The sequence below is a fragment of the Luteimonas arsenica genome, from assembly GCF_004352825.1.
GTDB lineage: Bacteria > Pseudomonadota > Gammaproteobacteria > Xanthomonadales > Xanthomonadaceae > Luteimonas > Luteimonas arsenica.
In genome coordinates this window covers 629895-651277 of the sequence record NZ_SJRW01000002.1, presented here as the reverse complement: position 1 = coordinate 651277, position 21383 = coordinate 629895, and the positions used below count along the sequence as shown (strand labels likewise).

The following is a 21383-nucleotide window of genomic DNA, read 5'->3' as shown; positions in this document are numbered from 1 at the left end:
AATGTCTCGCCTGGTGGTGGTCTCCAACCGCGTCACCCTGCCTGACGAGGCCCGCGCCGGCGGCCTGGCCGTGGCCCTGCGCGCGGCGCTGGCCGAGCACGGCGGCCTGTGGTTCGGCTGGAGTGGCAAGCGCGTGCGCCAGACCTCGGGTGAGATGCACCTGCGCACCGAGGGCAACACCCGCTACGCGGTGATGGACCTGTCGCAGCGCGACTTCGACGACTACTACAACGGCTTCGCCAACCGCAGCCTGTGGCCGCTGCTGCACTTCCGCATGGACCTGGTGGACTACTCGCGCGAGACCTACGCCGGCTACCGCCGCGTCAACGCCCTGTTCGCCGACCGGCTGGTGCCGGAGTTGCGGCCCGGCGACGTGATCTGGATCCACGACTACCACCTGATCCCGCTGGCCCAGCGCCTGCGCGAGCGCGGCATCGGGAACCGCATCGGCTTCTTCCTGCACGTTCCGATGCCCTCCTCGGACCTGCTGGCCGCGCTGCCCCACCACCGCGAACTGTTCGCGGCGCTGTCGTCCTACGACCTGGTCGGCTTCCAGACCCGGCGCGACCTGGAGCGCTTCCAGGACTACGTGCGCCTGTTCGGCGACGGCCGCGTGATCGACGACGGTGTACTGGAAACCGCTGACGGCCGGCGCTTTCGCGGCGGCGCCTTCCCGATCGGCATCGACGTGCCGACCATCGCCGGCCAGGCCGGGCGCGCGATGAAACGCCTGGCCGTACGCCGCCTGCAGGACAGCCTGGCCGGTCGCGCGCTGGCGATCGGCGTCGACCGCCTGGACTATTCCAAGGGCCTGCCCGAGCGCTTCCGCGCCTTCGAACGCCACCTCGAACGCCATGCCGACCAGGGCGGCCGCATCACCTTCCTGCAGATCGCCCCGCCCTCGCGCAGCGACGTGCCCGAGTACCAGGCCCTGCGCCGGGAGCTGGAAACCCTCAGCGGCCACATCAACAGCGGCCACGCCGTGCCCGACTGGACGCCGGTGCGCTACGTCAACCGCAGCTTCGCCCATGACGTGCTCACCGGCTTCTACCGTACCGCCGACATCGCCCTGGTCACGCCCCTGCGCGACGGCATGAACCTGGTGGCGAAGGAGTACGTGGCTTCGCAGGATGCGGAGGATCCGGGCGTACTGGTGCTGTCGCGCTTCGCAGGCGCCGCGCAGGAGCTGCCCGACGCGCTGCAGGTGAACCCCTACGACCTCGACGGCGTCGCCGACGCGATCGCCGAGGCGCACGCGATGCCGCTGGCGGAGCGCAGGCGCCGCTGGCGCGGGATGATGGACCGCATCAGCACCTACGACATCCATGCCTGGCGGCGGGATTTCCTGGAGACGCTCGGCACCGCCTGAGCCTGGTGCCCGCAAGCTGCCCCTATCCCCCGCTACGCGGATACTTCCCCCGCAAGCGGGGGAAGGGGTTCTGGCGGAATGCGGGATCAGTCCAGCGGAGTGGGCTGGATGATCTCCACCCAGTAGCCGTCCGGGTCCTTGATGAAGGCGATCTCGCGCATGCGCCCGTCGCTGAGGCGCTTCTGGAACGGCACGCCCAGGTCCTCGAAGCGCGCGCAGGCCGCGCGCACGTCCGACACGCTCACGCAGATGTGGCCGAAGCCGCGCGGCTCGCTGTTGCCGTCGTGGTAGACCGGGCCATCCTGCGACTCGGTGCCGTGGTTGTGGGTCAGCTCCAGCACGCCCTGCAGGCCGGCGACCCAGGCCTTGCGCTGCGCCTCGTCATCGGGAATGTCCGCGGGGTCGACGATGGCGAGGAAGTACAGCGAGAAGCCGTCGTCCGGGAAATCGTTGTGACGCACCAGGCTGAAGCCCAGCACGCGGGTGTAGAAGTCCAGCGACGCCTTCGCGTCCTTGACCCGCAGCATGGTGTGGTTGAACACGAAGCCATCGGTCGCGGCATCGCGGGCGGAGACGCCGGGGACGTTGGCAAGGGTGGCGGCGGTATCGGCCATGGCGGGCATCCTGTTCGGCAGGGGGGCGCCATTATCCCAGACCGGGCCGCGCCGCTGTCGCAACGCTGTGATCCCGCCCGAAGCGGTTCACTCCCGCCAGACGATCGTCGCGATGCGGCCGGTTCGGGCGTCGCGGCGGTGCGAGAAGAAGCGGCGGTCCGTGATGGTGCACAGGCCGCCGCCGTGGATGTCGGCGACGGCGATACCGGCGGCCTGCAGGCGGCGGCGGGCCAGGGCGTAGAGATCGACGTTCCAGTGGCCCGGGCGCGTCGGCGCGAAGGCCGCATCCGCCGCCGGATCGCCGGCCACGAAGGCATCGCGCACTTCGGCACCCACTTCGTAGGCGTCCGGCCCTGCGGCCGGGCCCAGCCAGGCCACCAGTGCTTCCGGCGGCGTCCGCATCGCCGCCACCGTCGCTTCCAGCACGCCCGCGGCCAGGCCGCGCCAGCCCGCATGCGCGGCCGCCACTTCGCTGCCGTCGCGCGCGGCGAACACCACCGGCAGGCAGTCGGCGGTGAGGATCGCCAGCACCGCGCCGGGGACGTCGGTGACCGAAGCATCGGCCTCGACTTCATCGGCCATGCGCCCGCGCTCGGCGGTCGCGTTGCCGTAGGGCAGCACGCTGTCCACCCGCAGCACGCCGGTGCCGTGCACCTGGCGCAGCCAGTGCGGCGCCGAGGGCAGCTCCGCACGGTCGACCAGTTCGGCGCGGTTGGCGGCCACGATCACGGGATCGTCCCCGTTCGCGCCGTGCACGTTGCCCAGGTTGAAGCGGTCGAAAGGCACCATCGAAGCGCCCGCGCCATGGCGCAGCGTCGCCAGCGCCCGCACGCCGGGCGGGGCCGGCCAGTCGGCTTCCAGCCAGGCGCGGCGCAGCGCGCCGGCGCTCACCGCCGCACTCCCGCCCCGGTGACCGCGTGCGCCGCGGCATCCGCGCGCAGCTCCCGCAGCAGGGCCTGGAGGTCGTCGGGCAGCGGCGCCTCGCAGCGCAGCGGCTCGCCGGTGGCGGGATGCACGAACTCCAGCACCTGCGCGTGCAGCGCCTGCCGGCGGAAGCCGCGCAGCGCGGCGACCAGTTCCTCCGATGCCCCGCGCGGCAACTTCAGCGGCCCGCCGTACAGCGGATCGCCCACGATCGGATATTTCAGGTGGGCCATGTGCACGCGGATCTGGTGCGTGCGCCCGGTTTCCAGCCGGCACTCCAGCGCGGTGTGGGCGCGGAAGCGCTCCTGCAGCCGGTAGTGGGTGGTGGCCTCGCGGCCGTCGTCACGGACCGCCATGCGCAGGCGGTCGCGCGGATGGCGGTCGATGGGCTCGTTCACGGTGCCGCCGGACACCAGCGCCCCCACCACCACCGCCAGGTACTGCCGGTGCACCTCGCGCGCCGACAGCTGGGCCACCAGCGCCGTCTGCGCCTGCAGGGTGCGGGCCACCACCATGACGCCGGAAGTGTCCTTGTCCAGGCGATGGACGATGCCCGCCCGCGGCACCGCGGCCAGCGCCGGGTCGCGGAACAGCAGGGCATTGACCAGGGTGCCGCTGTGGTTGCCGGCGCCCGGGTGGACCACCAGGCCGGCGGGCTTGTCGATCACGAAGACCTCGTCGTCCTCATGCAGGATCGACAGCGGGATGTCCTCCGGCTCGGCCCGGACCTGGGTCTCCAGGGTCGCGGTCAGCAGCACCTCCTGGCCGGCGCGCACCGGCTCGCGCGGGCGCACCTCGGCGCCGTCGAGCAATACGTCGCCGGACTTCACCCAGGCCGACAGCCGCGAGCGCGAGAACTCCGGGAACAGCTCCGCCAGCACCGCGTCGAAGCGGCGCCCGGCAAGGGTTTCGGGGATCCGGGCGGCCCGGGGGGCGTCGGGGGTGGCATCCGCCGGATCGGCCGGATCGGCGTCGTGTTCCTGGTTCATGGGGTCGGCTCGGGTTCAGACGGGGGCCGCTGGCGGGCCGGGACTGGCTGCTATTATCCCCGGTTCACGCCTTCCCCGCCCCGGACGCCCCATGACCCGACGCCCCGCCCCGTTCCGCCACGCCCTGCTGTTCGTGCTGCTGGCGGCGCTCGTGACCTCCGGCTGCTCGCGGATGAAGGGCATGTTCAAGGACGAGGACGTCAACGAGGGCCTGCCGGTCGAGACCCTCTACGACCGTGGCCACTCGCAGATGCGCGGCGGCAACTGGAACGCCGCCTCCAACACCTACCGCCGCCTCGTGGCCCAGTACCCTTATGGCGCCTACACCGAGCAGGCGCTGATGGAAACCGCCTACGCCCAGTACAAGATGGGCCGCCACGACGACGCCATCTCGTCGATCGACCGCTTCATCCGGACCTATCCCACGCACCGCCACGTGCCCTACATGTACTACCTGCGCGGGCTGGTGAACTCCAGCCGCGACGCGGTATTCCTGCAGCGCGCCTGGAACCTCGACGCCAGCCGCCGCGACCTGGCCACGCCGATGCAGGGCTACAACGACCTGCGCATCGTCACCGAGCGCTACCCCAACAGCCGCTACGCCGCCGACGCCGCCAACCGCATGGCGCTGCTGCGCAACATGTTCGCCCGCCACGACCTGGAGACCGCGCTGTACTACATGCGCCGCGGCGCATGGGTGGGCGCGACCGAGCGCGCGCGCTACCTGCTGGAAACCTATCCGCAGAGCGAATACCAGAACGACGCCGTGGCCGTGCTTGCCGCCGCCTACACCGAACTGGGCAACGAGCCCCTGGCTGCCGACGCCCGCCGCGTGCTCGAGCTCAACGAGCCCGACCACCCGTACCTGACGGGCAAGTGGCCGGACTACCCGTGGACGATCCGCAAGCTGAACCCGTTCGCGCCGGAGAAGACGGCGGTGCAATAAGCGGCCATCCAGGGCCGCCCATTGAAAAACCCCGCGGATCCGCGGGGTTTTTTTCGCGCCTGCGGCAAGCCGGGCTAATGGGGATAGCGATTGCTGATCGGGTAACGGCGCTCGCGGCCGAAGGCACGCCTCGAGATTTTCGGCCCCGGCGCGGCCTGCTGGCGCTTCCATTCGCTGTTGCGCACCAGCTTCACCACCCGGTCCACCACGGCCGCGTCGAAGCCCGCGGCGCGGATCTCCCCGCTCGACTGCTCCTGGTCCACGAAGCGCAGCAGGATCGCGTCGAGCACGTCGTAGGGCGGCAGCGAATCCTGGTCGAGCTGGTTGGCGCGCAGCTCGGCCGACGGCGGCCGCTGGATCACGCCCGGCGGGATCACCGGCGCTCCGCCCACGGTGTTGCGCCACTTGGCCAGGCCGTAAACCTCGGTCTTGTACAGATCCTTGATCGGCGCATACGCCCCGCACATGTCGCCGTAGATGGTCGCGTAGCCGACCGCGTACTCGCTCTTGTTGCCGGTGGTCAGCACCAGGCCTCCGAGCTTGTTCGACAGCGCCATCAGGATCACCCCGCGCGCGCGCGACTGCAGGTTCTCCTCGGTCACGTCGGCCTCGCGGCCCTCGAAGGCCTCGCCCAGGCTGGCCAGCAGACCCTCGAAGGCCGGCTCGATCGGCACCGTCATCATCTCCACGCCCAGCGCCCGGCACTGCTCGGCGGCCAGGTCGTTGCTGAGGTTGGCGGTGTAGCGCGAGGGCATGCGCACCGCGGTGACGTTCTCCGCGCCCAGCGCCTCGACCGCCATCGCCAGCACGATGGACGAGTCGATGCCGCCCGACAGCCCCAGCCAGGCGCGCCGGAAGCCGTTCTTGCCGAAATAGTCGCGGATCCCGCGCACCACCGCGCGCCAGGCCAGCGCGTCCATGCTCTCGTCGCCGTCATCCATCCAGACGACCGGCGTGAACGCGCGGCTGGCCGCGTCGTAGTCCACCACCAGCCACTGGTCGGTGAACGCCGCCGCGGCCGGATGCACCGTGCCGTCGCCGTCGGCGACCACCGAGGAACCGTCGAACACCAGCGCGTCCTGCCCGCCGACCACGTTGAGGTAGGCGATGGCCGCGCCGGTGTCGCGCGTGTGCGCGGCGATCATCGCGTCGCGCTGCGCGTGCTTGCCGCGCTCGAAGGGCGAGGCGTTGGGCACCAGCACCAGCTGCGCGCCCTGCGCCACCGTGTCGGCAAGGGGCTCGGCGAACCACAGGTCCTCGCAGACCAGCAGGCCCACCGGCACGCCCTTGACCTCGAACACGCAGCTGCCGCCGTCGGGATCGACATGGAAATAGCGGCGCTCGTCGAAGACGTTGTAGTTGGGCAGCTCGCGCTTGCGGTAGGTGCGTTCGATCTTGCCGTCGCGCAGCACGCTGGCGGAGTTGTAGAGCACGCTGCCGGCCGACTCCGGCCAGCCGACGATGGCGACGATGCCCTTCGCCGCCTCGGCGATCGAACGCAGCGCCAGCTCGCACTCGGCGAGGAAGGACGGCCGCAGCAGCAGGTCCTCCGGCGGATAGCCGCTGACCGCCAGCTCCGGGAACACCACGATGTGGGCCGCGTACTCGTCGCGCGCCTCGGCGATCATCGCCGCGATGCGCTTCGTGTTGCCGGCGACATCGCCCACCGGGAAGTCGAACTGGGCCAGGGCGATGCGGAGCCGGTCGATCATGTCAGATTCCATGCGTCAGGAAGTCCAGTGCGCCCATGATGGCCAGGCGATCGGCGGACAAGTCCGCCACCTTTTTGCCGAGCATCGGCATCGGCACGTTCGTGGTCTGGACAGTGTCCATCACCATGGCCTTTCCGGCGACGTCCAGGGTCGGCATCAGGCCGGCGAGCAGCGGCCCCGCGCGCTCGGGCAGGATCAGGGGCACGACCACGCGGGATTCGGCGATATCGATCAGGTCGCTCTGCACGTTCAGCCAGCACGGGATGGCGCGCCGCGATGCCGCGTCGGCATTCGAGTAGACGCAGAACTGGCTCATGCCTTGAGCGAGGCCTTGAACGCACGCACATGGTCGCTGGCCAGGCCATCGCGCGCGACGCGTTCGTTGTAGGCGGCGAGGGCCTCGCGGTTGTCTTCCAGCCACTTCTCCCGCCTGCGTGCCCGGACCTCGGCGTCCAGCGCGTTCTCCAGGGTGGCGGACAGGTTGATGTCGAGCGCCCGCGCAGCCTCCAGCAGGCCTTCGTTGATGCTGACATTGGTGGCGCGCTTGCCGTAGGCGGCGTATTCGTCGCGGATGCGCATGGCCGGATGCCTCCATCGAATGCGCATCCATCATGCGCATGACTGCCTCGCCCGTCAACCAAAGCCGCCCTCTTCCCAATGAAAGAACCCCGCACGAGTGCGGGGTTCTTTCACGAGGCTTTCCCGCGGGATTGCCCCCATCTGCCCTTCGGACGTCCTCCCCCGCGGAGCGGGGGAAGACACTCAGCCCTTCAGGCGCTTGGCGATCGCCGCGCCCAGGTCGCCCGGCGAACGCACGGTGGTGACACCGGCCTTCTCCATCGCGGCGAACTTGCCCTCGGCCGTGCCCGAACCGCCCGAGGCGATCGCACCGGCGTGGCCCATGCGCTTGCCCTTCGGGGCGCTCGCACCGGCGATGAAGCCCACCACCGGCTTGGTCACGTACTCGGCGATGAACTCGGCCGCTTCTTCCTCGGCCGAACCGCCGATCTCGCCGACCATGATGATGCCCTCGGTCTGCGGGTCGTCCTGGAACAGGCGCAGGGCGTCGATGAAGTTGGTGCCGTTGATCGGGTCGCCGCCGATGCCGATGCAGGTCGACTGGCCGAGGCCCGCGTCGGTGGTCTGCTTGACCGCTTCATAGGTCAGCGTGCCCGAGCGCGAGACGATGCCCACCTTGCCCGGCATGTGGATGTGGCCGGGCATGATGCCGATCTTGCACTCGCCCGGGGTGATCACGCCGGGGCAGTTCGGGCCCACCAGCACGGTTTCCGGGTAGGTCGAGACCAGGGTCTTCTTGACGCGCAGCATGTCCAGCACCGGGATGCCCTCGGTGATGCACACGATCACCTTGATGCCGGCATCGGCGGCTTCCAGGATGGCGTCGGCCGCGAACGGCGGCGGCACGTAGATCACCGACGCATCGGCGCCGGTCTCGGCGACCGCATCGGCCACGGTGTTGAAGACCGGCAGGCCCAGGTGCTCGGTGCCGCCCTTGCCGGGGGTGACGCCGCCGACGACCTTGGTGCCGTAGTCCAGCATCTGCTCGGCGTGGAAGGTGCCCTGCTGGCCGGTGAAGCCCTGCACGATCACCTTGGTGTTCTTGTTGACGAGAACGCTCATTGCTTAATGATCCTTCGGAATTCGGGTCAGGCGGCCTTGGCCGCTTCGACGGCCTTGCGGGCGCCATCGTTGATGTCGTCGGCGGGGGTGATCGCCAGGCCGGAGTTCTTCAAGAGCTCCTTGCCCGCGTCCACGTTCGTGCCCTCGAGGCGCACGACCACCGGCACCTTGACGTCGACTTCCTTCACCGCGGCGATGATGCCCTCGGCGATCATGTCGCAGCGCACGATGCCGCCGAAGATGTTGACGAAGATCGCCTTCACATCATCCGACGAGAGGATCAGCTTGAACGCCTCGGTCACGCGCTCCTTGGTGGCGCCGCCGCCGACGTCCAGGAAGTTGGCCGGCGAGCCGCCTTCCAGCTGGATCACGTCCATCGTCGCCATCGCCAGGCCTGCGCCGTTGACCATGCAGCCGATGTTGCCGTCCATGGTCACGTAGTTCAGGTCGTGCTGGCTGGCCTTGACCTCGGTCTCGTCCTCCTGGCGGATGTCGCGCATGGCGACCAGCTCCGGGTGGCGGAAGGCGGCGTTGTCGTCGGAATCGACCTTGCCGTCGAGCACGGCCAGGTTGCCGTCGGTGAGGATGGCCAGCGGGTTGAGTTCGACCAGCGCCAGGTCCTTCTCGTTGAACAGCTTGTACAGGCCCAGCATGATCTTCGACAGCTGGTTGACCTGCTTCGCGGTCAGGCCCAGGCCGAAGCCCATGTCGCGGCACTGGTAGGCCTGCAGCCCCTGGATGAAGTTGACGTTGAGCGTCTGGATCTTTTCCGGGGTCTCGGCGGCCACCTGCTCGATGTCCATGCCGCCCTCGCTCGACGCGATGAAGGTGATGGACTGGGTGGAGCGGTCGACCAGCACCGACAGGTACAGTTCCTTGTCGATGTCGGTGGCCTGGGTCACCAGGACCTGGTCGATCGGCAGCTCGACGCCGGCGGTCTGGTAGGTGGCCATCTTCTGGCCGATCATCGCCTTGGCGTTGTCGCGCACCTCGTCCAGGGTGCGGCACAGCTTCACGCCGCCGGCCTTGCCGCGGCCGCCGGCGTGGATCTGGGCCTTGACCACCCAGAAATCGCCGCCGATGGCCTTGGCGGCATCGACCGCCTCCTCGGGGGTGCGGGCGACACGCCCGGCGGGGACTGCAATGCCGTAATCGGCGAAGAGCTGCTTCGCCTGGTACTCGTGGAAGTTCATGTGGGGTCCGTCGTGGGAAAGTGGGACACAGCGCCAGCCATTATAGTGCGCCGACGCCCCTGGAGCCCGCCCGCGTGTCAATAGCCCCTGCCGATCGACTCATGAGGCGCGAGCTTTACCTGCTTGCCCTGTACCGCCTGCTGGAAGCGGCCCTGCTGGCGCTGGCGGTATTCGGGCCCCTGCGCGACGTGTTCGGCGGCGAGGCGCGGGACATGGCGCTGGCCGCGGCCGTGGCCGCCACCTACCTGCTGGCCTCGGCGGTGATGCTGGGGCTCTCGCAACGCACCTCGCTCCCGCTGGTCGCCCAGGTGGTGTTCGGCCTGACGGTGGACATCGCCGTGGCCACCCTGGCCACCCACGCCCTGCCCCATGCCGGCCCCGGCATTGCCATGATGCTGCTGTTCAACGTCGGCGCCGCCGCCCTGCTGCTGCCGCTGAACCTGGGCCTGGCCGGTGCCGCCCTGGCCTCGGCGGCACTGGTGGTGCAGTACGCAGTGGTCCTGACCGGCGGCAACACCTTCCGCGACCGCCCGCTGGCCGAAGTGCTGATGTTCTCGGTCAGCTACCTGGCCCTGGCCACCCTGACCAACTTCCTCGGCCGCGACATGCGCGAGAGCCGCGACCTCGCCGACCGCCGCGGCGCCGAGGCCGCCAACCTGGCCGAAGTCAATGAACTGATCATCCGCCGCATGCGCGTGGGCGTGCTGATGGTGGACGGCAACGGCCGCATCAGGATGGCCAACGAGGCCGCCCGGATCCTGCTGGGCGAAGCCGGCCCCGATCCCGAAGGCCCGCCGCGCACCCTGCCGCAGATCTCCCCCGCCCTGGCCATGCGCGTGGCCGAATGGCGCCGCAACGGCCAGTCCGACGACACCCCGCTGACCATCGGCGAGGACGGCAACGAGGTGCTGCCGCGCTTCACCCGCCTGCTCGCCACCGACGACACCACCCTGATCTTCCTCGACGACACCGCCCTGGTCTCGCGCCGCGCCGAATCGCTGACCCTGGCCGCCATGGGCCGCTTCTCCGCCAGCCTCGCCCACGAGATCCGCAACCCCCTGGCCGCCATCAGCTATGCCACCCAGTTGCTGGAGGAATCGCGCGACATCGGCGACAGCGACCGCCGCCTGCTGCAGATCGTCCACCAGCAGTGCATGCGCACCAACGCCATCGTCGAAAGCGTGCTCGGCCTGGCCCGCCGCGAGCGCGCCCAGCCCGAACACGTCGACCTCGTCGGCCAGGTGCGCAGCTTCATCGACGACTACCGACAGACCTGCCCGGAAGACAACGCCAGCCTGCGCCAGGCCGGCCAGCGCCCCGAAGTCCCGGCCATGGTCGATCCCCGCCACCTGCAGCAGGTCCTGACCTCGCTGGCCAACAACGCCGTGCGCCACGGCCACCAGCCCGGCGAACCGGCGCGGATCACCATCAACGTCGACATGCTGGACGGCCGCCCGGTGATCGAGATCAGCGACCGCGGCCCCGGCATCCCCGACGCCGTGACCGCCCAGCTGTTCCGCCCTTTCTTCACCACCTCCGAACAGGGCACCGGCCTGGGCCTGTACATCGCCCACGAGCTGTGCCGCGCCAACGACGCCCGCCTGGAGTACGTCCCCATGCCCGGCGGCGGCGCCTGCTTCCGGATCAGCCTGCGCGGCGGGTCGGCGATGCTGGGCTGAGCCGCAGACCTTTGACACTCGTCACACTAAGCGCGAAAGTGCCAAAATTGGTCACCCAGACCGGCACAGCACACGTTCTCCCATGACCGAAGCCCGCAGCGCCCTCATCGTCGACGACGAACACGACATCCGCGAGCTGCTGGTGCTCACCCTGGGCCGAATGGGCCTGCGTACCGACACCGCCGCCACCCTGGCCGCCGCCCGGCAGATGCTGGCGGGCAACCGCTACGACCTCTGCCTGACCGACATGCGCCTGCCCGACGGCTCCGGCCTGGAGCTGGTCAGCGACATTTCCACCCGCTTCCCCGACACCCCCGTGGCCATGATCACCGCCTACGGCAACGTCGAAGCCGCGGTGGAAGCCCTGAAGGCCGGCGCCTTCGACTTCGTCAGCAAGCCGGTGGACATCAACGTCCTGCGCGGCCTGGTGCGCCAGGCGCTGGAACTGCACGCCCGCCGCCAGGCCCAGCCCGAAGAGGCCGGCCGCCTGCTCGGCGGCTCCCCGGCGATGGTCTCCCTGCGCGAAACCATCGCCAAGGTCTCCCGCAGCCAGGCGCCGGTGCACATCAGCGGCGAATCCGGCACCGGCAAGGAACTGGTGGCGCGCACCATCCACGCCCACGGCTCGCGCGCCAACGGCCCCTTCGTGCCGGTGAACTGCGGCGCCATCCCCACCGAACTGATGGAAAGCGAGTTCTTCGGCCACAAGAAGGGCAGCTTCACCGGCGCCCATGCCGACAAGCCCGGCCTGTTCCAGAGCGCCGACGGCGGCACCCTGTTCCTGGACGAAGTGGCCGAACTGCCGCTGCCGATGCAGGTCAAGCTGCTGCGCGCGATCCAGGAGAAGAAGGTGCGCCCGGTGGGCGCGCAGTCCGAGGTGGACGTGGACGTTCGCCTGCTCTCGGCCACGCACAAGGACCTGGGCGCCCTGGTCAACGCCGGCAGCTTCCGGCACGACCTGTACTACCGCATCAACGTGATCGAACTGAACGTCCCCGCGCTGCGCGACCGCGACGGCGACCTGTCGATCCTGTCCGAGGCCATCCTCAGCCGGCTGGCGCAGGCCATGCACCGCACCGCCCCGAAGCTGGGCCCCGACGCCCTGGCCGCGCTGGACGCCTACGGCTTCCCGGGCAACGTGCGCGAGCTGGAGAACATCCTGGAGCGCGCCATGGCCATGGCCGACGGCGACACCATCACCGCCACCGACCTGCGCCTGCCCAACGGCGGCAGCATCGCCAGCCCCGGCCGCGTGGCCGCGGTGCCGGGCGCCACGCCGGCGTCCCCGGCCAGCCTCAACCCCCGCGAGACCGCCTCCAGCGCCCTGCCCTCGTACATCGAGGAGATCGAGCGCGCCGCGATCCAGCAGGCGCTGCAGGAGAACAAGTACAACAAGACCAAGGCCGCGGCGGCGCTGGGGATCACGTTCCGGGCGCTGCGGTACAAGCTGAAGAAACTCGGTATCGACTGACGGCGCCGATCGTCGAACGTACGGCCGCCCGCCCCTGCAGCGCTAAGGTGCTGCCTGGAATACGTCGTCCAGCGTGGACGCTTCCAGCAACCGTTCGGTCCACTCGTCCAGCCGTCCGGCATCGGCCGCCTCCAGGCGTGCCACAGCCTCGTCCGGCAGGGGCTCGAAGCGGCGGATGAGCAGGCGCTGCACGGTCTGGCGCCGGCCTTCGAGGAGGCCTTCGAGGAGGCCTTCCTGGCGACCCTGCTCAAGGCCCTCGGCCCGACCCGCCGCCAGCCCCTGCCGCTTCCATTCCTTCGTCCACTCCGTCACGCGCTCTGCCAGCATGGTTTCGGTCTCCTCAAGGGTCTCGGTTCGAGGCACGTCCTGCCCGGGAATCATACGCCCGAGGGCCACGCGGTGAATCCATACCGTGAACGCCCGCCGCAGGCTGTCGTGCTCGGGCGCCGACAAGCGCCGGCGCAGCCGCGCGATCTCGTTCCGCAATGCGTCCAGGTCCTGCCAGAGCAGACCGACGTAATTCATCAGGCGCAGCGCCATCCACCGATCGCTGCGGCTCTGGAACTCCAGCAGCAGGTAGAGGTACAGCCAGCCGCCGCCATCGGCCATGCGCACCCGCCAGACAATGTCGTCGGAGCGCTGCCGGAGCCGGTCATCCACGTAGTGACCATTGACGCGCTCCAGGGTGGTGAAATCCAGCCGTCGCACCCAATCCTCGTGGACGAAGCCCTCCAGCAGCTCATGGACCATCAATGGGTGGGAGAACAGCAGCTTGTAGGCACCGTCGTGGGATTCCCGGCCTGGCATTGAACCTCCTTGTCCAATGAAGCATCGCGGTCAGGATGGCAGAGCCGCAGGGGCACACCCGTCGGGAAACTTCGCATCGCGACGCGGGAAATACCGTGTCGTCGACTGAGTCCCACTGCGACCGCAGGCGCTATCCTGCCGACCACCTCCATCAGGCCGGCACCATGCAGTCCACCCGCACCCCCGACCCCGCGCGCCGCAAGGCGGCCCTGGCCCACCTCGTCGCCAGCATCGCCGTGGTCGGCGGCATCCTCGCGGTGCCGCGCTTCCTCTGGTACCCGGGCGCGCTGTGGCCGCTGTCGGGCATCGACCGGCACCTGCTGCTGCTCTTCGCCGCCGTGCTGGCGGTCGGCCCGGCGCTGACCTGGCTGGTGTACCGCAGCAGCAAGCGCACGCTGCGCATGGACCTGGCCGTGGTGGTGCTGGTGCAGCTGCTGTTCCTGGGCTATGCCACCGCCATGCTGGCGCGCCTGCGCCCGGTGTACCTGGTGGGCATGGCCAGCCACATGGAACTGGTGCGCGCGCTGGACATCGACCCCGCCGACCTGGCGCTGGCACCGGAGGAACGGCAGCGGTTGCCATGGACCGGCCCCGTGCTGGTCGGCGCCCTGCCGCCGGGCGGCGCGGCCCTGTTCGGCAACGACGACCATGCCCGCCGCCCGGTCTATTACTTCGACTATTCGAAGATCGGCCCGGCGCTGGCCCAGCGCGGCCAGCCCGCCGACGGCAACGGCGGCGCGGATGCGCGCATGGTCCCGCTCATTTCCCAGGCCGGCCGCGCCGGCATCCGGCTGGACGCCCGCGACGGCCGGCCGCTGCAGGCGGTGCCGGTCGACAAGTGACGCTGGCGGGTCGGGACGGGCGCGGCGAGTTCCCGGGTTTCGCGCAAGCCATGACGGCCGGTTTCAGGATTTCGCGAAACTGATCACAAAATCACGTCGCCTTGTGTCTGTTTACGTCACTTCGGGCCGCCAAAAGTGACGTGTCGCGTCGGCTACTTCCCGCCAGTGACACTCCGGATCGTGAATCCGGTTGCATATCCATTCATCCGCAGTCCGCAAGCCACACTTGGCACGCGTTCTGCATACACTCCCTGCACGTGCGGCGTCGCACGGCTGGCCGACGGGCCGGGATTCCCGGCAACGCGGCACGTGAAGTTCCAACCAACCTCTAGGGGAGTTACCCAATGAAGAAGCAGTCCGGTTTTACCCTGATCGAACTGATGATCGTTGTCGCGATCATCGCCATCCTGGCCGCCATCGCGCTGCCGGCTTACAACGAGTACCGCGTGCGTTCGGCCGAGAACGCCTGTCTGGGCGAGGCCAAGGCGTGGGTGAACTCCGCCGTCGCCGCTGCACATGCGGGCTTCACCGGCTCCGACGTTCCGGTCTATGCGGCGGAAGCCTGTGGCAGCGCCAGCCAGGATACGATCGACGAAGACGACGTGGCTTCCGGCACCAACGTCGAATTTACCCCCACCACCAGCCCCGCCGGCCAGCGCAGCCCGAGCTGCAACGCCGCAACCGCTACCTGCTCGCTGAGCGGCTCCTGATACGCTCAAGCTAAGCTGAACGTTTGAAGAGCCTCGGCCAACGCCGGGGCTCTTCTTTTCTGGAAGTTCTGATGAATCGGCCGATTCGCATACTACTCGTCCCGATTGCATTCGGCGCGGCGCTTTTCGCGCTCCAGCTTGTGATTCTTGGCTGGTCGCATCTGGCTTCGCTTTCTGCGAAAACCTCCACATTCGCTCGGCAAGCAACAGAAGAACTGCTTGCCACGCCTTCCTCGCTGAGCTGGATGGCGTTTTACGTTGCGCTGGGTATTGCCGTCCACGCGCTTCCGTTCGCCCTTGCGGGCAAGATATCCACAGACCTGCGTGAACGAAGCCCCTCGCGCATTCGCCAACATGCATCCCAGCGCGGCTTCGGGGTGCTTATAGCTCTATTGACACTGGGCACCATGATCGCGTGGGAAAGATATCTATTCCCGCGCAAGCTTGTGCTAAGCCACGGCACGCTGCCCGAGTCAATCCAGGCGCTGGCTCCCGTAATCCTGACCAGCACCCTGTTCGGCGCATTGCTACTCATGTGGCTTGGTACGGCTGCCAGCCGCCGCATGCTTGCGGGCACGGCCATACTCCTCATTGGCCTCGTGCTACCTGGACACTCATTACTCTCCCAGTCGCCTGCGCCCTCACCAGAACGAGCGCCTGATGTCATCGTGCTCGGTGTAGATTCGCTGCGTTATGATCATCTCCCGTCGAACGGCGGCATATCAGGAACTGCACCAACCATCGACGGCTTTCTGTCGCAAAGCGTCAACTTCGACCAGGCATTCACGCCAATGGGTCGCACTTTTGTGGCCTACATGAGCATTCTCAGCGGCCTTTATCCCACCCAACACGGCGTGCGCGAGAATCTTTGGCCGCGCGGCATGCTCAATCCCGAACCGTCGCTGCCCCATTTCCTCCGCGACGCCGGATACACGACCGCGTTTGCCTTGGACGAAGTTCGTTTCGCCAACCTGGACGCCTCGTTCGGCTTCGACCACCTCATCATGCCCCCGCCGGGCGCAATGGAACTGGTCGCAGGCAGCCTGCTTGACACCTTCGGCACCAATCTCCTGCAATTGGTCCCGGGATCGGAATACCTGTTGCCGCACGTGATCGGCAACCGCGCCCTCTATCACAACTATCGTCCGAGCCTGCAGAATCGAAAGATCGGACGCGTCATTGCCCGGGCTCCGAGTGACAAGCCTCTCCTCCTTGTTGCGCATTTCTGTATCGCTCACGTGCCTTTCTCCAATGGCGTCCTTGACGCCACTCCGCCACCGCCGCTGTTCCATGACTCTCCCGCGCTATACCGGAAGGCGCTACAGGTCGCAGACGCACAAATCGAACTGACGCTGCGCCAGCTCAAGGCTGCCGGCCGCCTCGATAACAGCATCGTTGTCCTTCTCTCAGACCACGGGGAAGGCTTGGGCATGGATAAGGACCAATGGAACCGGAATGACAGCTCCGGCTCATCAATCATCATCCCAGCCAACTTTGGCCACGGAATGACTGCACTTGAAGATACTGAGAACCAAGTCGTTCTCGGATTCCAGCGTTTCATTGATGGCAAACCCGTGTGGCAGCCGACCCGGACGAAAGCGCCCGCCAGTTTGGTTGATGTAACCCCGACGCTGCTCTCAGTGCTGGGCATCACACCAGACGTGGCGTTCGACGGCATAGCGACGCTGGACAGCGATGGGCAAGTCTTGGCACCTGAGCACCGACCAATCTTCATAGAATCGGGGCTTTTCGGCGACTCACTGGAGACGCTCGATGTGGATACCGGCGAAGTCGTCAATGAGTTCGCACACCTATATCGGGTAACCGGGGACCTCAAGATCGAACTGATTCCTGCTGAGTTGCCCGCGCTACTTGAGAGCAAACAACGGGGCGTGATCAATGGCCGATACGGCGTTGCCTCCATGCCGATTGCGACAGATCGCGGATGCTGGCTGTTGGCAGACTATGAAACGCGAACACGGACCTGCGTCAATGACCCTATTGAGCACCCCGTAATCGAAGAGTACCGCAGAGATCTCTGCAAGCACTTCGCTACAGATACTGCGTTTCATCAGCGTTGGTGCGGCCATGAATCGACTGAGCATCTAACCCAACACTGAGAGCGACCTCAAACCGAGCCACAGCACGGATTATTTCTATCTGGTGTCGCGAAGTTTCGGAAGGCGGGCTTGTCAGCAAATGTGTGTCGCCTAGACGATATTGAAGATCCGTAATCGTTCCACCTGAGCCCGGAATATGGCACAAAATTTGCTTACATCAATTTCACAGCTTGAACAATCAGGGGATCAGAATGAAGCGGGGCATCGGGGGATTCACGCTTATTGAGTTGATGATCGTGGTCGCAATCATAGGATTGCTCGCTGCAATCGCATTGCCTGCCTACAACGAATACCGTGTGCGTACGGCAGAGAACGCCTGCCTGGCAGAGATGAAGACGTACACCAACTTCGCTTTGGCCACCATCCACAACGGCGGCGAACCTGATGAGGCTCCGGAAAGTGCGTGCGCAACAGCAGAAGACGCCACCGAAATCGGCGAAGGGATAGCGATCACCGCATCGCCGAGATCCCCGGGATCGCAGGCGATCCGCTGCAGCATGTCATCTGGAAACTGCAGACTGCAGGATTCTGGAAGCTGACATCTCGCATGAAGTGAGTTGCAACCTTGACACATCGAACGCAGCCGTTCATTTCCCCGAAAGAACGACGCACATCGATCCTGCTCGCAATCGGTACGGCTTCGGCAGCTCTGCTGCTGTTGGCCAAGGCTTGGCTGAACCTCAGGTTGAACATCAACTGGGATGAGTTCTACTTTCTATCGAAAGTACATGCCCACTACAGAGGGGAGCTGGCGACAACATTCCAGACAATCCATGTCCAGTTCTTTGGATGGCTTCTGGATGCAGCGCAAACCGAGGTCAACCAAATTGTTCTTGCGCGACTGGCCTTGCTCGCGCTACTTGCGACCAATTGCTTCCTTGTATGGAAGATTGCCTGCAATTGGATGCAACGCCATATCGCGACCATAGCGCCAGTCGCGCATTTGTCCATGCTTCCCGTTGCTCATCACGGGGCGTCATTTCGGACGGATTCCATAATCCTTCCGCTGATAAGCCTGAGCATCCTCATGCTGATAGGCGAATCCAGACGACGGTCGAGCCTGATCGTTTCAGGACTTGCACTCGGCCTGGCCGGCGCAATCAGTGTCAAGTCAGCCTTTGTAGTACCAATTCTGGTCGCCGCGCTGCTTTTAGGCAACAAGAACGGGGTCAAGACTGTGAGCGGCCCCGTGACCAAGGCAACCTTCGCCGTATCCGCGCTGGCCTTTATCAGCTTGGCCACGTTCCTGACCATCATCGCCTTGCACAGCCTCGATCTTCCGCGCGCACCCAACATGGGCGAGCACCTGTCCCTGTATCAACAAATAGTGCAAGCAGTAGACAAGACTCTGGTCGAGCCCACCCTATCCCCTCGATCAGAATTCATTCTCCCGATAATCCAGGCGGACACGTTCTACTGGCTGCTGTTTGCAGTCGGCCTTGTATTCGCCCTGGCAAAGCGACAAGGGCTTGTTGCATGCATGGGGCTCGCCCTGTTCCCAGTTCTCCTGTACAGGAATGCATTTCCGTACTACTACGTGGTGATGCTGTCGACGGCCAGCATCCTCGTCGCTTACGCAGTGCATAGCCTGACGGAGCAATTCGGAAAAACTTCAAACAGATTGCCCAGAGCCATGACACTGGTTGCCTTTGCCTTCTTTACGCTCAATGGGCTTTCTCACATCAAGAAGCTATCCCCCAAAACCCTCGATGGTCAGCGAGATATCCTTGAAGCAGTGCACGAAATATTCCCCGAACCTGTCGGGTATGTGGACCATAGCGGAATGGTTTCCTCGTTCCCCAAGATGAACCCCTTCATGAGTTCCTGGGGAGTCGAGAACTATCACAGGGCAGGAATCCCCTTCATGCCACAGGCCATCAACCGCGGAGTTCCGCTCCTGTTGGCCAATCGATTCCCTATCGACTCCGACTTGAGGTTCCTGGACAGACTGCTGCCTGAGGACCAGAAGATGATTTTGTCCTCTTATGTCCGCTACTGGGGCCCAATCTATGTTGCAGGCGCCAATCTTCCATCGTCGCCCGGGCAGGTTTCAATCCCCTTCCCTGGGGAGTACAGATTGGAGTCCTCCCACCCGGTACTCATGAATGGGATAAGCGTTGTGCCTAACCAAACCTTCCTTGCGATTTCGACAACCATCGAAGTCGTACCGCCCGAACAAGAGGACGACGCAACTCCTGCGCGCCTTGTATGGGCAGGCGCAAGGGCGCCGCCCCAACACTCACCACCGAGAGATCCCCTTTATGTTCCGTTGATGACGGCATTCCGCTAGCTTTTCCCACGCCATCGGCGAGACAGACTCGTGACCGGGCCAACTGGTCAGCCGCCGGAGCCCTGAGACGGAACGCACGTCGGGCCCATGGCAGGTACGTTAAAGTTTCCAGATCGACTCAGGACGACCTTCAAAATGAACCTTGCGAGCACTCCCAACCTCGTCGGAATAACGGGCATCGCGCGCCGCCTGGTCATGGACGGTGCTCTGGACGAGGCGAACGCACGCGAGGCGCTGGACAGGGCAACCGTCGAGCGCAAACCCATCGCGCTCTACCTGCGCGAGCACAAGCTGGTCACCGCTGCCCAGCTGGCAGCCGCCAACTCCATGGAATTCGGCATGCCGGTGTTCAATCCCGGCACCATGGACGCCAGCTTCGGCGCGCTCAAGCTGGTCAGTGAGGAGCTGGTCGCCAAGCACCGCGTACTGCCGCTGTACAAGCGCGGCCCCAAGCTGTTCGTCGGCACCTCCGACCCCACCGACACCCACGCCCTGGACGAGATCAAGTTCCACACCAACCTGATGGTGGAACCGATCCTGGTGGACGAGGACGACATCCGCCGCACGCTGGAAGCCTGGAACCAGGCCGCCGACAGCTTCAACGACGCGCTGGACGACGCCGAGGGCCTGGAGAACCTGGATGTCGAGGCAGGTACCGACGATGACCGCAATGACGGCGTAGAGGGCAAGGCCGACGACACACCGGTGGTCAAGTTCGTCAACAAGGTGCTGATCGACGCGATCAAGCGCGGTGCCTCGGACATCCATTTCGAACCCTACGAGGACGACTACCGCGTGCGCCTGCGCATCGACGGCATCCTCAAGCAGACCGCCAAAATGCCGGTCAAGCTCAACTCCCGCGTCACCGCGCGCCTGAAGGTCATGGCCCAGCTGGACATCGCCGAGAAGCGGGTGCCGCAGGACGGCCGCATCAAGCTCAACCTCAGCAAGACCAAGCAGATCGACTTCCGCGTCAGCACCCTGCCGACCCTGTTCGGCGAGAAGGTGGTGCTGCGTATCCTGGATGCCGGTGCCGCCAAGCTCGGCATCGACAAGCTGGGCTACGAACCGGACCAGCAGCAGCTGTTCGAAGAAGCCATCCACAAGCCTTACGGCATGGTGCTGGTCACCGGCCCCACCGGCTCCGGCAAGACGGTCAGCCTGTACACCGCGCTGGGCATCCTGAACGACGAGGTCCGCAACATCTCCACGGTGGAAGACCCGGTGGAAATCCGCCTGCCCGGCGTAAACCAGGTGCAGCAGAACGAGCGCCGCGGCATGACCTTCGCCGCCGCCCTGCGCAGCTTCCTGCGCCAGGACCCGGACATCATCATGGTCGGCGAGATCCGCGACCTGGAAACCGCGGAAATCGCGATCAAGGCGGCGCAGACCGGCCACATGGTGCTGTCCACCCTGCACACCAACGACGCCCCGCAGACCATCGCCCGCCTGATGAACATGGGCATCGCGCCCTACAACATCACCAGCTCCGTGACCCTGGTGATCGCCCAGCGCCTGGCACGGCGGCTGTGCGAGCGCTGCAAGCGCAAGGCCGACCTGCCGGACAACGCCCTGCTGGCCGAGGGCTTCACCTCCGACGAGATCCGGGAAGGCTTCACGGTGTACGAGGCCGTCGGCTGCGACGACTGCACCAACGGCTACAAGGGCCGCACCGGCATCTATCAGGTCATGCCGATGACGGACGAGATCGCCAGCATCGTGCTGGAGGGCGGCAACGCCCTGCAGATCGCCGAGGCCGCGCAGAAATCCGGCGTGCGCGACCTGCGGCAGTCGGCCCTGCTGAAGGTCAAGGCCGGGGTGACCAGTCTGGCCGAGATCAGCCGTGTGACTACCGACTGACGCGGAAGGTCAGGTTCCGGGGGCCCTGTGAAGACGTTTTCCGGCACCCGGCCGCCCGAATTCTGCCGGGCGTCACACGCCGGCGCGCCAGGGGCGCACCACACCGGGCCGCAACCGGCTAACATCACCTGCTGGGGTCCCGGCATGCCGGGGACCGGGGACAAACGGGGAAATTCGACATGGCCGTGACCACCGCCACCAAGACTGCTGCCCGCC

General features: G+C 66.5%; 19 protein-coding genes. 10 read left to right on the top strand and 9 right to left on the bottom strand.

All coding sequences use genetic code 11. From position 1 onward, the window contains the following. The first annotated feature begins 1 nt into the window (after position 1). Positions 2–1369, top strand: a complete 1368-nt coding sequence (gene otsA / locus E2170_RS10505) for an alpha,alpha-trehalose-phosphate synthase (UDP-forming) (protein WP_133000603.1) — start codon at positions 2–4, stop codon at positions 1367–1369. Positions 1370–1455: 86 nt separating this feature from the next. On the opposite strand, the gene gloA is transcribed toward otsA, so the two are convergent. From gloA to rluD, 3 genes are all read right to left on the bottom strand, one after another. Further along, entirely contained in the window at positions 1456–1983 is a 528-nt protein-coding gene (gene gloA / locus E2170_RS10500) for a lactoylglutathione lyase (protein WP_133000602.1), read from the bottom strand. Between the two features lie 87 nt (positions 1984–2070). After that, positions 2071–2874, bottom strand: coding sequence for a peptidoglycan editing factor PgeF (pgeF, locus tag E2170_RS10495; RefSeq protein WP_133000601.1), 804 nt, complete (start codon positions 2872–2874; stop codon positions 2071–2073). Next, positions 2871–3896, bottom strand: a complete 1026-nt coding sequence (rluD, locus tag E2170_RS10490; protein ID WP_133000600.1) for a 23S rRNA pseudouridine(1911/1915/1917) synthase RluD — start codon at positions 3894–3896, stop codon at positions 2871–2873. Before rluD ends, pgeF begins: the two co-directional genes overlap by 4 nt. A gap of 91 nt (positions 3897–3987) precedes the next feature. Here rluD and E2170_RS10485 point away from each other — a divergent pair, with 91 nt between their 5' ends. Beyond that, positions 3988–4842: an outer membrane protein assembly factor BamD gene (locus E2170_RS10485; protein WP_133000599.1), complete on the top strand. Its 855-nt coding sequence runs from the start codon at positions 3988–3990 to the stop codon at positions 4840–4842. 74 nt (positions 4843–4916) lie between these two features. Here the strand turns inward: E2170_RS10485 and E2170_RS10480 are convergent, their stop codons facing one another. The 5 genes from E2170_RS10480 to sucC form a co-directional block, all read right to left on the bottom strand. After that, positions 4917–6554: an NAD+ synthase gene (locus E2170_RS10480; RefSeq protein WP_133000598.1), complete on the bottom strand. Its 1638-nt coding sequence runs from the start codon at positions 6552–6554 to the stop codon at positions 4917–4919. A gap of 1 nt (position 6555) precedes the next feature. Next, positions 6556–6870, bottom strand: coding sequence for a CcdB family protein (locus E2170_RS10475; RefSeq protein ID WP_133000597.1), 315 nt, complete (start codon positions 6868–6870; stop codon positions 6556–6558). Further along, the gene (locus E2170_RS10470) at positions 6867–7133 is read right to left on the bottom strand and encodes a type II toxin-antitoxin system CcdA family antitoxin (protein WP_133000596.1); all 267 of its coding nucleotides are present in this window, start codon (positions 7131–7133) and stop codon (positions 6867–6869) included. Before E2170_RS10470 ends, E2170_RS10475 begins: the two co-directional genes overlap by 4 nt. A gap of 183 nt (positions 7134–7316) precedes the next feature. Beyond that, positions 7317–8195, bottom strand: a complete 879-nt coding sequence (gene sucD / locus E2170_RS10465; RefSeq protein WP_133000595.1) for a succinate--CoA ligase subunit alpha — start codon at positions 8193–8195, stop codon at positions 7317–7319. 26 nt (positions 8196–8221) lie between these two features. Continuing rightward, positions 8222–9388: an ADP-forming succinate--CoA ligase subunit beta gene (gene sucC / locus E2170_RS10460; RefSeq protein WP_133000594.1), complete on the bottom strand. Its 1167-nt coding sequence runs from the start codon at positions 9386–9388 to the stop codon at positions 8222–8224. 101 nt (positions 9389–9489) lie between these two features. Here sucC and E2170_RS10455 point away from each other — a divergent pair, with 101 nt between their 5' ends. Both E2170_RS10455 and E2170_RS10450 read left to right on the top strand, forming a co-directional pair. Next, positions 9490–11067 carry a sensor histidine kinase gene (locus tag E2170_RS10455; RefSeq protein WP_133000593.1) on the top strand — a complete coding sequence of 526 codons (1578 nt, stop codon included), beginning with the start codon at positions 9490–9492 and terminating at the stop codon, positions 11065–11067. Between the two features lie 82 nt (positions 11068–11149). Beyond that, entirely contained in the window at positions 11150–12538 is a 1389-nt protein-coding gene (locus tag E2170_RS10450) for a sigma-54-dependent transcriptional regulator (RefSeq protein WP_133000592.1), read from the top strand. A 42-nt stretch (positions 12539–12580) separates the two neighbouring features. On the opposite strand, the gene E2170_RS10445 is transcribed toward E2170_RS10450, so the two are convergent. After that, a complete protein-coding gene (locus E2170_RS10445) occupies positions 12581–13345 on the bottom strand; it encodes an Rpn family recombination-promoting nuclease/putative transposase (protein WP_133000591.1) in 765 nt (254 codons plus the stop codon). Positions 13346–13440: 95 nt separating this feature from the next. Between E2170_RS10445 and E2170_RS10440 the strand changes: the two genes are divergently transcribed. The 6 genes from E2170_RS10440 (at position 13441) to pilB (ending at position 21167) form a co-directional block, all read left to right on the top strand. After that, positions 13441–14187: a hypothetical protein gene (locus E2170_RS10440; protein ID WP_133000590.1), complete on the top strand. Its 747-nt coding sequence runs from the start codon at positions 13441–13443 to the stop codon at positions 14185–14187. 344 nt (positions 14188–14531) lie between these two features. Continuing rightward, a complete protein-coding gene (locus tag E2170_RS14195) occupies positions 14532–14897 on the top strand; it encodes a prepilin-type N-terminal cleavage/methylation domain-containing protein (protein ID WP_133000589.1) in 366 nt (121 codons plus the stop codon). 71 nt (positions 14898–14968) lie between these two features. Then, positions 14969–17017 (top strand): sulfatase-like hydrolase/transferase, encoded by a 2049-nt coding sequence (locus E2170_RS10430; RefSeq protein ID WP_133000588.1) that lies wholly within the window; start codon positions 14969–14971, stop codon positions 17015–17017. A 191-nt stretch (positions 17018–17208) separates the two neighbouring features. Then, complete coding sequence (locus E2170_RS14245) at positions 17209–17556, top strand: pilin (protein ID WP_133000587.1); 348 nt, start codon at positions 17209–17211, stop codon at positions 17554–17556. 26 nt (positions 17557–17582) lie between these two features. Next, the gene (locus E2170_RS10420; protein ID WP_133000586.1) at positions 17583–19307 is read left to right on the top strand and encodes a hypothetical protein; all 1725 of its coding nucleotides are present in this window, start codon (positions 17583–17585) and stop codon (positions 19305–19307) included. 135 nt (positions 19308–19442) lie between these two features. Continuing rightward, a complete protein-coding gene (gene pilB / locus E2170_RS10415; protein WP_133000585.1) occupies positions 19443–21167 on the top strand; it encodes a type IV-A pilus assembly ATPase PilB in 1725 nt (574 codons plus the stop codon). The last annotated feature ends 216 nt before the right edge of the window (positions 21168–21383 follow it).